General features: G+C 48.0%; 10 protein-coding genes. 6 read left to right on the top strand and 4 right to left on the bottom strand.

The window, feature by feature from the left end:
* Positions 1-28: 28 nt before the first annotated feature.
* From mraY to NO352_RS22505, 3 genes are all read right to left on the bottom strand, one after another.
* Positions 29-985 carry a phospho-N-acetylmuramoyl-pentapeptide-transferase gene (mraY, locus tag NO352_RS22495; RefSeq protein WP_268600389.1) on the bottom strand — a complete coding sequence of 319 codons (957 nt, stop codon included), beginning with the start codon at positions 983-985 and terminating at the stop codon, positions 29-31.
* Between the two features lie 99 nt (positions 986-1084).
* Positions 1085-2326: an amidohydrolase gene (locus NO352_RS22500; RefSeq protein ID WP_289356808.1), complete on the bottom strand. Its 1242-nt coding sequence runs from the start codon at positions 2324-2326 to the stop codon at positions 1085-1087.
* A 307-nt stretch (positions 2327-2633) separates the two neighbouring features.
* On the bottom strand, positions 2634-2900 hold the full coding sequence (locus tag NO352_RS22505; protein ID WP_005545700.1) for a hypothetical protein: 267 nt from the start codon (positions 2898-2900) through the stop codon (positions 2634-2636).
* A 296-nt stretch (positions 2901-3196) separates the two neighbouring features.
* Between NO352_RS22505 and NO352_RS22510 the strand changes: the two genes are divergently transcribed.
* From NO352_RS22510 to cstA, 5 genes are all read left to right on the top strand, one after another.
* Positions 3197-3691 carry a YwiB family protein gene (locus NO352_RS22510; RefSeq protein ID WP_163978589.1) on the top strand — a complete coding sequence of 165 codons (495 nt, stop codon included), beginning with the start codon at positions 3197-3199 and terminating at the stop codon, positions 3689-3691.
* A gap of 39 nt (positions 3692-3730) precedes the next feature.
* On the top strand, positions 3731-5407 hold the full coding sequence (argS, locus tag NO352_RS22515) for an arginine--tRNA ligase (RefSeq protein ID WP_289356809.1): 1677 nt from the start codon (positions 3731-3733) through the stop codon (positions 5405-5407).
* 155 nt (positions 5408-5562) lie between these two features.
* The gene (locus NO352_RS22520; RefSeq protein ID WP_289356810.1) at positions 5563-7353 is read left to right on the top strand and encodes a sensor histidine kinase; all 1791 of its coding nucleotides are present in this window, start codon (positions 5563-5565) and stop codon (positions 7351-7353) included.
* Complete coding sequence (locus tag NO352_RS22525) at positions 7328-8083, top strand: LytR/AlgR family response regulator transcription factor (RefSeq protein WP_289356811.1); 756 nt, start codon at positions 7328-7330, stop codon at positions 8081-8083. Before NO352_RS22520 ends, NO352_RS22525 begins: the two co-directional genes overlap by 26 nt.
* A 200-nt stretch (positions 8084-8283) precedes the next feature.
* Positions 8284-10080, top strand: a complete 1797-nt coding sequence (gene cstA, locus NO352_RS22530; RefSeq protein ID WP_289356812.1) for a carbon starvation protein CstA — start codon at positions 8284-8286, stop codon at positions 10078-10080.
* A gap of 75 nt (positions 10081-10155) precedes the next feature.
* Here the strand turns inward: cstA and NO352_RS22535 are convergent, their stop codons facing one another.
* Complete coding sequence (locus NO352_RS22535; RefSeq protein WP_268600395.1) at positions 10156-11298, bottom strand: S8 family peptidase; 1143 nt, start codon at positions 11296-11298, stop codon at positions 10156-10158.
* A 452-nt stretch (positions 11299-11750) separates the two neighbouring features.
* Between NO352_RS22535 and rpoE the strand changes: the two genes are divergently transcribed.
* Complete coding sequence (gene rpoE, locus NO352_RS22540) at positions 11751-12305, top strand: DNA-directed RNA polymerase subunit delta (protein ID WP_289356813.1); 555 nt, start codon at positions 11751-11753, stop codon at positions 12303-12305.
* The last annotated feature ends 310 nt before the right edge of the window (positions 12306-12615 follow it).

The following is a 12615-nucleotide window of genomic DNA, read 5'->3' on the forward strand; positions in this document are numbered from 1 at the left end:
CGGCAGGGCTTGCGTGTGCATTGGTTGTTTAAGATAAAAGGAACTTCCAGGCGATCCAGCATATCCCGACACCGAGCCACGAGATGAATCCAAAGATGACTACGATTTTATTCTCGCTCCAGCCATACTTCAATGAATAATGATAATGGATTGGAGCCATGCGGAACATTCTCAGCTTTGTTTTGCGATAGTACCATACCTGTAGGATCACCGACAGCTGTTCGGCAAAGTAAACGACGAACAGCACGGGAATCAAAATTTCCACCTTTTCTAAAACCGCGAGGAAGGAAAGCGAGCCCCCAATTGCAAGTGAACCCGTATCCCCCATAAATGCTCGGGCTGGATAAATATTATAAATGAACAATCCAAGCAGGCAGGCAATCATGATGAGCGAGAACATCTTCACTTCCATATGATCGGATATGAGGAAGAAGAAGAAATAAGTCGGGATCGACACATTTATAAGCAATCCGTCCAGACCGTCCGTAAAGTTAATTGCATTTGCCGAACCTACCACGAACAGCACCATAATTGGCACATACACAAGAAGAGGAAGATCAAGCGCTAGACCGCCCCCAAGCGCAACGGTTGTACTGACGTTAAAGTGCTGAATGAGCACGTACAGCAGCAAGCCGGTAAAACAGAATTGGAATACAAGCTTCGCCTTGCCGGATATCCCAGATGGATCCTGAAAAACAGCCTTCTTCAAATCATCCATTAAACCAACGGAACCGAATAGCAGAAACGTCGAAGCCAGAAAAATGGTCATTGGCGATGGATGATAGGAGATGGAGGTGATTACACCGATAAAAAGGATAAGGCCAGCCATCAGCGGTGTGCCGCGCTTAGCTTGATGATCGGGTGGCAGCTCAGCTCGAATCGGCTGTGTCAGCTTCAGCGTTCGCAATCCCCATATGAGCAGCGGTGTTAACGCGGCTACCAGCAGGAAGGATACGCTCGAAATGCCTAATAAGGAAGAGTTCACGACATCACCTATCAGTATGTATTTTTATAGATGAGTACATTTTATTATAATTCACATCAATGGACAAATATTCCTGATTCATTGCTGTCGTTGCTTCACTTATTTCCCCTTGCAGCCTTCCAAAGAGCCTGCGACAATGCTGCCTCGATGAAGTACTGCTTGTCTGTTCGCACGTCTTGCAACAGCCTCAGCTGAGCAGCTTGCATCGACGAGCACTGCATCTGCGGTATCTCCAACCTGAGGCCACTGGCGTATACCGTCCTGACTTAACGGGGTTACACCCCCCGTAATGAATCCGAGCGCCTGTGACAGGGATCGCTCATCAGAGTAACCGTAGACTTCAGCTAACCGTCCTGCCTTCTCAAGCAGATCGCAATTGCCGAACGGCGACCAATGGTCGGTGACACTGTCAGTACCGAGTCCGATGTGTACTCCGCGATTGCGCATTTCCGGCAGTGGCATATTCGTTCGGCCGATAGGCACAGTGGACATAATCGCGATATTAAGCGCTGCAAATCGTTCAATCAGTTCCGTTGTCTCAGGCGTGCGATCAGCGAATGCGAATGCATGGCTGACTGCTACTTTCCCCTGCCAACCGGCCTCTTCCGTTAATTCAGCCAGTCGCTGCAGCGTTGTCCATCCGTCCGGGCCGCGGTCATGCAAATGCATGTCGATCCCAGCCCCTGTTGATACGGCGATATCCATAAGCGTATGAAGTGAACGTTCAATATCCCCGTCGACGCTCGCAGGATCCACAGAGCCAATCCAACCAGCACCGTGTGCTACCGCTTCGCGGACAAGGTGAGATACATTCGAGTGAAGAAGACCATGTTGGGTGAAGGCAACAACCTCATAAGCAAGTTGATCCTTGTACTCTTCCAGCACTTCAATAGAAGCCTGCAAATTGCGCAACTCCATAACAGGGTCAATATTAATATGGGTGCGTACGTGCGTAGAACCGTGCTTAAGGACAAGATCAAGCAATTTGCGGGCACGTTCCTTCAAATAAGGAAATTGGGCAGGGAGCAGGCGGCGTTCCTCTTCCATTCGTTCGAAGATACTGGAGATAGGACGTACCGCTTTCCACGGCCCCCCGTAGTAGGTTTTATCAATATGGATATGCATTTCCCGAAAAGCAGGCAACAGGAGGAGACCGGCTGCATTTACACAAGGAAGAGACTTGAGATCTTTATCCTTCAGGTCACTTGCTGGTACAATTGCATGTATTGTGCCATCGTCGATTTGGATATGGAATAAATCCGTATCCGTAATCGTAATACCTTCTTTTTCTCGATATGCGGTTTCAAGCCGTACATTGATTAGCCAATAAGCGTTAGGCATGCCCGTCACTCCTCTAATGTTGGTAGTAGAATAACTGGATCTATACTGCAGGGTTATTTCTTTATCTACAAGATTAGCATGAAAGAAGATGGGAGAAAAATAAAGATAAAGCATGGAAATTGTTTTTGGATTGGATTTCTACGTGCATACATAAATGAAAGAACAGAGTAGACAAGAACGAGGTGACCTCACATTGGGCAAGGAATGGACATGCTTTCGCAAGCTCAGCTTTGAAGTGAATTTATCTATCAGTTAGATGTAAAAAAGGGAGCTGTCTCTAGGACTGCCCCCGATCTATTTCGTCCCGTCAGACGCCAGTAGCTTCTGTACGTCTGCGATGGTTACGATGTGCGGTTCGCTTCGTATTTCGGATCATCATATAAATACATAATCCAAACAGCGGAGCAATGACAACAATGGCCGTCATGCCGATCGTGAAGAAGCCAGAGCGTTCAATGCGGATGCTGTCGACAAGAACCCATACTGCCGAAGCTAGGTGGAGTACAAGTGTCAACAGGAGCAGCCAGTCGCTATGGTTCGTTAACCAAGTCAAAAGTACTGTCAATTCCACCATATATCGCCCCCGTATTCCTCGTGGTACTGACATAAGCTGAGCAAATATGCAGCAGCGGACATTCGAGGAATCATTTACTACTCTTATTATAATTGAGGGGCAATTCGAATTTCCACGTCTTTCTTGAGGCATAACCTTACAAATTCGTAAGTTATCAGATTGTGTCGTATTTTGTGAATCCCCCACTTCTGCTGAGATTAACTGTACCCTTGGGGACGAAAAGGAAAAGGAGGTTGCAAAAGGCGGGCGTATACCGGATAATTTAGAAATCAGACTTTGGAGATTGGAGCTTGACAATGACGGAGCATCAGAGGGAAGCGGCTGACAGATTGCCGGTTCTTATCACGATTGACAGCCGACAAGATGATGAACGGGTCACACAGCAGGTAGAAGGAGAGCTGTTTCGGAAAGGCTCGAATTTCTACATTCGTTATATAGAGGCTGAGCCTCAACCGGAGCGGGTGAAGCGACGAAGTGATTCTTCTATAGATGCGAGCCGCACACAAGTCACACTCAAGGTGAGTGAAAACCTGATTAAGCTAACTCGCAGAGGACAGGTGGAATCGGAGCAATCGTTTGCTCTTGGAGCGAGGCAGAACGGATATTATCGATCATCTGCGATTCGATTTCCTCTAACTACAGTGACGTCGAAGCTGTCCTGGGACGAGCCTTGGCCGTTCGAAGGGCCGCTGCAATTCGATGAATTGCGCATTGCGTGGTCGTATCAATTATATATAGAAGAGCGTTGTACGGGAAAATTCAATATCCGATTACGTATTATACCCGCCTGAAATAGGCATGAACGATAAGAAGCAGGAGGAACGAGACATATGAGCAGTGTAATGGAACGAGTGAACAATCAAGTTAAGCAGGCAATCGAGGAGGCGATCGTACAAGCAGGTCTTGTAGCGCGTGAAGACATTCCTACGTTTGTTATCGAAGTGCCTAAGGATAAAACCCACGGTGACTTGGCATCCAATGCGGCGATGCAACTGACGCGTTTAGCAAAGCGCAATCCACGTCAAATCGCAGAAGCAATCATTGAAAATTTAAATAAAGATGCGGCTGCAATCGAAAGTGCGGAAATTGCGGGGCCTGGATTTATTAACTTCCGTGTGAATAAGAGTTACTTGTATGATATTCTGCGTGAAGTAAATGAAAAAGGAAGCGACTACGGCCGTATTACTGCTGGCAGCGGACAGCGTGTGCAGATGGAGTTCGTATCTGCGAACCCAACAGGAAGCCTCCATCTTGGACATGCGCGTGGTGCAGCTGTCGGTGATGCACTGTGCAATCTGTTGGATTACGCGGGTTATGAAGTAACACGCGAGTATTATATTAACGATGCCGGAAATCAAGTGAACAACCTTGTTAAATCGATTGAATGCCGCTATAAACAAGCACTTGGGCAGGATGCAGAAATGCCTGAGGATGGCTATCATGGCGTAGATATTAAAGGTTTTGCTGAAGAGCTTGTTCAAGCTGAGGGCGATCGTCTATTGTCCTTGCCTGAGGAAGAGCGTGAGCGCTATTTCCGCAACTATGGTCTCGCGAAAGAATTGGACAAAATCAAGCGTGACTTGAACCGCTTCCGTGTTCCATTCGACGTGTGGTTCAGCGAAACCTCGCTCTATGAGAACAACGAAGTGACAAAGGCGCTGGATGCACTACGTGCAAGTGGTCATGTGTTCGAGCATGAGGGCGCGACGTGGCTGCGTACAACGACGTTTGGCGATGATAAGGATCGCGTATTGGTGAAGAATGATGGCTCTTACACGTATTTGACTCCTGATATTTCGTATCATATGGACAAATATAGCCGTGGCTTTGACAAAATGATTAACATTTGGGGTGCTGACCACCACGGGTACATCCCGCGTATGAAGGCGGCGATGGAAGCGCTCGGTAATGATCCGGACAAGTTGGTCGTACTGATCGCACAAATGGTTAGCTTGTTCCAAGATGGCGAGAAAGTGAAAATGTCCAAGCGTACAGGGAAAGCCGTAACAATGGAAGATTTGATGGATGAAGTGGGTGTTGATGCGATCCGCTACTTCTTCACGATGCGTTCAATGGATTCCCACCTTGACTTTGATATGGACTTGGCGATTTCAACATCCAATGAAAACCCTGTCTATTATGTACAATATGCACATGCGCGTATTTGCAGCATTTACCGTCAGGCAGAAGAGCAAGGTATTGCATTGCAGCCATTGAATGAGCTGAACTTAGCGAAACTGACGGCTGAGCATGAATTTGACCTGCTTCGTAAGCTGGGTGAGCTTCCTGAAGAAATTGCGGTTGCTGCCCGTGATTACGCGCCGCATCGTTTAATTCGTTATGTGTATGAGCTTGCATCGCTCTTCCACAGCTATTATAGAGCAGAGCGTGTCATTACAGAGGATGCAGAGCAGACACAAGCCCGTCTTGCATTGCTCGGTGCTGTTCGTACGGCAATAGCGAACGTGCTTCGCCTGGTCGGCGTATCCGCTCCAGAACAGATGTAAGGGCAGCGTCTAACGAAATAAAGATGTTTATCGCCTAATATAGAGCGTCCTGTAAGCTAGAATTAGCTTCAGGGCGCTTTTCTTGTTCGTCCTATATTTGTTCGGTAGAATAAAATCAACGAAGTGAATACGTAGGATAGAGAGTAGGTGACGAGATGCTGTATTTGCTCCCGCTTATGATTGAGCGCGTTGGCGTGCTGCTGATCATTGCATTTGTGCTGTCGCGCATGAAGTCATTTCGCTACATTGTCCATAATGAGCATGGTACTGCTGAGAAATTGCTGCTTATCGCCGTGTTCGGCGCATTCGGGGTTATTAGCAACTATACCGGCGTGCAGATTCATAACAGCTCCGTATTTTCACAGGCTTGGCATGCGGACGTAGAGACGGGCAGCGCCATTGCGAACACGCGAATAATGGGCGTTGTCATCGGTGGACTGCTTGGCGGTCCATTTGTCGGGACAGGCGTCGGATTAATAGCAGGCCTGCATCGACTATCGCTAGGCGGATACACTGCGGCAGCTTGTGGAGTGTCGACGGTATTGGCCGGCATTATTACAGGCCTCATCGGGAAGCGGTTCCGCATGATTCAAGGCAAGCATGCAGCATGGCAAGCGGCACTGGTCGGCATTGGGATGGAGTGCGGGCAGATGGGCATTATTTTGCTCGTAGCCGAGCCATGGAGCTCTGCATGGGAGCTCGTCAAGCTGATCAGTGTGCCGATGGTTGTGGTTAATGGATTCGGGATATTGCTGTTCATGCTAATCATTCAATCCATCTATGAGGAAGAGGAACGTTCCCGAGCGCTGCTAACGCATAACGCACTTCATATTGCCGATCAGACACTCCCTTATTTCCGTCAAGGATTGAATAGCGATTCATGCCGGGCAGCGGCCATGATTATATGGAAAGGGACGAGTGCCGACGCGATTTCCATCACAGATGAGCACCAAATTTTAGCTCATGTAGGCGCAGGAGCCGATCATCATGTACCGTTGAACGGTATATCTACTCAGTTGACGAAGCAGGTGCTTGAGGAAGGAAGTGTTCACAAGGCCTCCTCAAGAGAGGAGATTCATTGCTTCGATCCGCACTGTCCATTGCAGGCTGCGTATGTGCTGCCGCTGAAGGTGCATGAGCGTACGGTCGGCACATTGAAGTTATATTTCAAGCAGTCATCACGTCTGGATCAGGTGGAGCAGGAGCTTGCTGAAGGCCTTGGCAAGCTGTTCTCTAATCAGTTGGAATTAGCGGAAGCGGAACGGCAAAGCCGGCTGCTGAAGGATGCGGAAATTAAGGCGCTGCAAGCACAGGTTCACCCGCACTTCTTATTCAATGCCTTTAATACAATATCGGTGCTCTGCCGCACTGATTCGGAGAAGGCGCGCAAGCTGCTGCAGCAGCTAAGCATATTTTTCCGCAGCAACCTGCAAGGGGCGCGGAAGATGCTCATTCCGTTACACAAGGAATTGGAGCATGTAGAAGCGTACTTATCATTGGAGCAGGCTAGATTCCCTGGAAAATATATGGTGGAAACGGATATTGATGCTTCCCTTATGGATGTGCTCGTGCCCCCATTTACACTTCAGCCATTGGTGGAAAATGCGATCCGGCATGCGTTCTCCAAAGGCTTTGCAAGGCCGCAAGGGGTTGTGTCCATTTGTGCGAAGGTGAATGGAAAGAATGTGCTCATTACGACAAAAGACAATGGGAAGGGAATTGCGCTGGAATCTATGGCTGTGCTTGGCAATGAAGCCGTTCCATCTGTCGAAGGAACAGGGACAGCGCTTTGTAATATTACAAAGCGGATAGAGGAGCTGTATGGAAGTAGGGGCTCGATTCATATCGATAGTACGCTTGGTCAAGGGACATCGGTAACGATTACCTTGCCGATTCATTACGGCGATCGGAGGGGCATCAATGTTGAAAGCATTTATCGTGGATGATGAGCCGCTGGCGCGCGATGAGCTGTGTTATTTGCTGCGTCGTACGAAGCGGGTTGAAATTGTAGGCGAGGCTGAATCGATGGAAGAGGCACTGGAACGTATAGGTGCTCTACGCCCGGACGTGGTTTTTCTCGATATTCAGCTTGCAGAAGCAAGTGGATTGGAAGCCGCCGAACGGATAAGTGCAATGGAGGAACCGCCATCAATCGTGTTTGCAACTGCATATGATGAGTACGCACTGCGTGCATTCGAGCTGAGTGCATCCGACTATATATTGAAGCCGTTCGATGAACAACGCATTCAGCTGACTGTAGAGAAGCTGGAGAAGCAGAGATCGCGTCTTGCTCCAATAATCCAGAACGATCCCGTGGCGGAATCTCGCTCTGCTCCAATTGAGCGGGTAGAGCGGCTTGCCATCACAACAGTGGATGAACGGATCGTCGTACTGCATGTGGATCGAATCGTATATATCGGATTTGAGGAGGGGAAGACCGTTGTTGCAACGACAAAGCAACGGTACCGTGTCGGAGAAGCGCTAAGTGTATTGGAACGGAAGCTGAACCATCCATCCATCGTTCGTGTGCATCGAGCGTACTTAGTGAATGTGGATCGCATTGTTGAGATCGAGCCATGGTTCCATTCGACGTTCCAGTTGAAAATGCAGGACGGTGCCAGCATCCCGGTTAGCCGAACCTACATGAAGGAACTGAAGCAACTTCTAAGGTTCTAACGGTAATAGCAGATGAATAGGCAGCTTTTCATGATTGAGGCTATTCTCTACATAAACCAAAAAAGGAATTGAAATCGCTTGCATTCCAATCCCTTTTTTGTGCACTTCATCATAAGCATACCGCATTCTGTTATGAAAACGAGGGATAGCTGTTTTCATAAGGTATGATAACAGCAATAGCTCGAAAGGAGTGGACGATCATGAATGCGGTTTCAATAGTGATTGGTTCGATATGCATCTTGATGATCACCTATCGCCTCTATGGAACATTTATGGTGAACAAGGTGTTAAAGCTAGACGATTCCAAGCCTACTCCGGCGCACGAATTAAATGACGGCAAAGATTATGTGCCGACGAATAAATGGGTGACCTTCGGTCACCATTTTGCAGCCATTGCTGCTGCAGGTCCGTTAGTTGGCCCGATATTAGCAGCCCAGTTCGGGTACTTGCCAGGATTGCTCTGGCTGCTGATCGGTGCGGTTATTGGTGGGGCTGTCCATGATGCTGTTGTATTGTTCGCTTCTATGCGAAAACAGGGCAAGTCACTCTCTGAGGTGGCGAAGGAAGAGCTTGGCCCAATCGCCGGCTTCTGTACCGGACTTGCAATGCTGTTCATTATTACGATTACGATGGCTGGTCTATCGATGGTGGTGCTTCATGCGCTTGAGCACAATCCTTGGGGTACCTTCTCGGTAGGCATTACAATCCCGATTGCCATGATGGTGGGGATTTGGTATAAAAAGACAGGAAACTTGAAGCGTGCTTCTGGCGTTGGATTTATTCTGCTGATGATTGGCGTATTTATGGGTCCTTACATTCAAGGAACCGCACTTGGCGAATGGCTGACTTTTGATATGAAGACGCTCGCAATTATTTTACCAGTATATGCCTTCTTTGCGGCTGCGCTGCCTGTATGGCTGCTGCTTGCACCGCGCGACTATTTGAGCAGCTTTATGAAAATCGGAGTGTTCCTTGCCCTTATCGTTGGTGTGTTCATTATTAATCCGGACATCCCATTCCCAGCCGTGACCGAATTCATTAACGGCGGTGGGCCGATATTGGCAGGACCAGTATGGCCGTTCATCTCGATTACGATAGCCTGCGGAGCAATCTCCGGCTTCCATGCCTTTGTTGGGTCGGGAACAACACCGAAGATGCTGGATCGCTGGAGTGACATTAAGGTTGTTGGCTTTGGGGCGATGCTGGTCGAATGTGTTGTTGGGATTATGGCGCTTATCGCAGCGACTGCCTTGCAGCCTGCTGACTATTTTGCAATCAATTCCACACCGGAAGCATTCAAGACACTTGGCATGAACGTCGTTCATCTGCCAGATCTGGCAAGAGAAATTGGTTTAGATTTGGAAGGGCGAACAGGAGGAGCTGTAACTTTGGCTGTTGGGATGACTTATATTTTTACAAAATTCCCGTGGTTCGAATCACTTTCATCCTATTTCTTTCAATTCGTTATTATGTTCGAAGCGGTATTCGTATTGACAGCGATTGATGCGGGGACGCGTGTAGCACGTTACATTATTCAAGATTTCTTCGGTGAAGTATATAAACCTTTGAAACAAGTGGATTGGGTGCCGGGCTCTATCTTTGCAAGTGCTCTAGCATGCTTCCTGTGGGGGTACCTGCTCTTCTCGGGAGATATCGGTTCTGTATGGGCACTATTTGGAGTATCGAACCAAATGATGGCCTCCATCGGTCTCATAATCGGTGCAACGGTTATTATGAAAATTGCAGATAAGCGCCGGTATGCACTCACATGTCTTGTACCACTTGCGTACTTGTTCGTCACTGTTAACTATGCAGGCATATGGATGATTACGAATGTGTACTTGAATTCATCGGGTAAAGGATACAGCATTCTGAATGCAACGCTGTCGATTATTATGATGGTGCTGGGCGTTATTATCCTCATCTCTGCTATTAAGAAGTGGCTGGAGCTGTGGAATACACCAAGAACAAAGCTGGAGCCTCTATCGGCTTCCTAGTATAACTGCATGAAAGAATAATCAAGGACAGTCGGTCAGTCGGCTGTCCTTGTTTTTGTTCAAACCGCGGACACGCTATCGGCCTGCCTCCTTAAGGAGCCGCATGACATCAATTTCCCCTACGCTTCGCGAAGTGCTGCTTCGGCTTCGCATTGGGGTTGCAGATCGTCTTAGCAAGGACTTGATTTCTGCGGGCTTCAGATCGGGCTTCATGGCAAGCAGCAGTGCAATAGCACCGCTTACGTGTGAGGTGGCCATTGAGGTGCCACTCATTTCGTGGTATTTTCCCTTAATCCACGCAGATACAATTTTATCGCCAGGCGCGTAAATATCGACGAAGCGGCCTCGATTGCTGAAGGGAGCAATTTTCCGGATGCGATCGGTAGCCCCTACCGAGATCGTTTGCAGGTAACGAGCGGGGTAATCAATGGATTTGCGCTTCGCATCATTTCCGGAGGAGGCAACAATGGTAACGCCAGCGTTGTATGCGTTCGTGACAGCGGTGAGGAGCGACTTGCTGCGGGTTTTCATGCCGAAGCTCATATTAATGATATTCATACCATGGCGGACACACCAATCAATGCCTTGAATAATATCGGATACGAAGGCAGCTCCATTCTCATCGAATGCTTTGACTGGATGAATAACGGCGCGAGGGGCCACCCCTATAATGCCGTACATTTGATTGGCGGCAGCTATCGTGCCCGCAATATGTGTGCCGTGACCATTGTCGTCATGCGGAGGAAATCCGCGCTGAATCAGATTAATGCCGCGCGTGAGCGAATGCCTCAGGTCAGGATGGTGAAAATCTGCCCCGGTATCAATGACACCAATATGAACACGGTGACCGGTTGTTGTGCTCCAAGCCTGTGGAGCTTTGATGTGCCGGACTCCCCATGGAATGCCGCGCTCCCAGTTGACTGGCCGCTGGGACACGGCATGCATGGAAAGGTGAATGTCTTCTTCAACGATAACTTGATAAGTGGACAATAAAAGGGTTGAGTCGAAGTCAGCACTGGCTGGATATATCCAAGCATTAATAAGTGGAACCTTGCGTATTACAGTAAGCTCCGGTCTGCTTTCCTCGAGCAAATTCAGTGCCTCGCTGCATTGTTCATACTGTTCGTGGGTGTGGAAGCGGATGAACAGTTGACGCCTGCGCGGCTTATCGGTGCTGAGCCCTTGAAGCAATAACTGGAGTAAGCCCGTAGTATCCAATGTCGAGTCCCTCCCGACAGTTCCTTTGTAACGGTTGTTCAAAAAGTTACATGTGATAATCAAGAGACCAAATATGAATTGGCTGAAACGTCTTTTTTGAACAGACAATTTTACATATCGTATGCGTTAAATTCCTGCGTGGACTGGGGTAGAAGCCTTTTTTGCGAAAGTTAGGCCTTCCACCGTGTCAAATGACTTCCACGGACATAGTATGAAGAAGAGCCGACGAAGGGCTTAGCACACCCGATACGGGGGCGTTAGCCTTCATCGGGTGCGGATACAGTCGAACGCGAAGGGGATTCCCTTCGCGTTTCTATTTTTTGTCCGACTTGTGGCATTTCCTCGTCTATAGGAAGAAAACTTGCATTTTCACTTGAGATCGGTTTTACTTATGTGTGAACATGGATAAGTGAATGCAATTTGAACTTTTTAGAGAGAGAGGATGTGTCTTTATGAGCACACCGCTGGATTTGAAATTGGATCCTGAAAAAGTGCAAGAAATACCGATGGTGGATCTTGCTTTCATGGTACTGAAAACTGCCAACACGCCTTTCTATTACCGCGATCTCATGAATGAAGTCGCTAAGCTGCGGGGGTTGTCCGAAGAGCAAATTAACGATGTCATTGCGCAGTTATATACGGAAATTAACATTGACGGACGATTTGCTTGTGTTGGCCAGAACCTGTGGGGATTGAAACGCTGGTATCCGGTCGACCGTTCTGAAGAGGCAATGGCCGGGGGTACGCCGCGTCCACGCATCATTAACGATGACGACGATGACGATTACAATGATGATGACGACAACTACCACAATGATGAAGAAGAAGACTTCGACTTCGTTGATGAAGATAGCGATGACGACGAGGAAATCTTCGAGGATGATGATTCTGATGTGGAAGATGATGTGGACATCGAAGAAGAAATCGATGAAGAAGATGCAGATCTGAATGAAGATGAAGATCGCGACGAATTTGAAGATGAGGAAGACAAAGACGGGGATATGTAAGATCCTCTTCTTGATTTGAATCCGCATTTTAGAATGCCGCTTGCTTATATTTCCTGTGCCCCCTAACTGATCTTAGGCGTGTGCAGGAGGGATACGTAAGCGGCATTTTCCATATGAGCTGCCCGTGCGAAAAATCACCTCGATCTCCCTTGACACGGGATTGCCTACAGAGTAAACTAGCATATGGGCTTTGGATTTACACGTAATTAAATAGAGTCATTTTCACATATGAAGAAAGTGCCCCGTGACACTACGGGAGTCACTTTTTTGTTTTTTTAGGATACGAATTGCGGATTTTGCGGCTTTGTTG

The sequence above is a fragment of the Paenibacillus sp. S-12 genome (genome assembly GCF_030363895.1).
Classification (GTDB): domain Bacteria; phylum Bacillota; class Bacilli; order Paenibacillales; family Paenibacillaceae; genus Paenibacillus_B; species Paenibacillus_B alvei.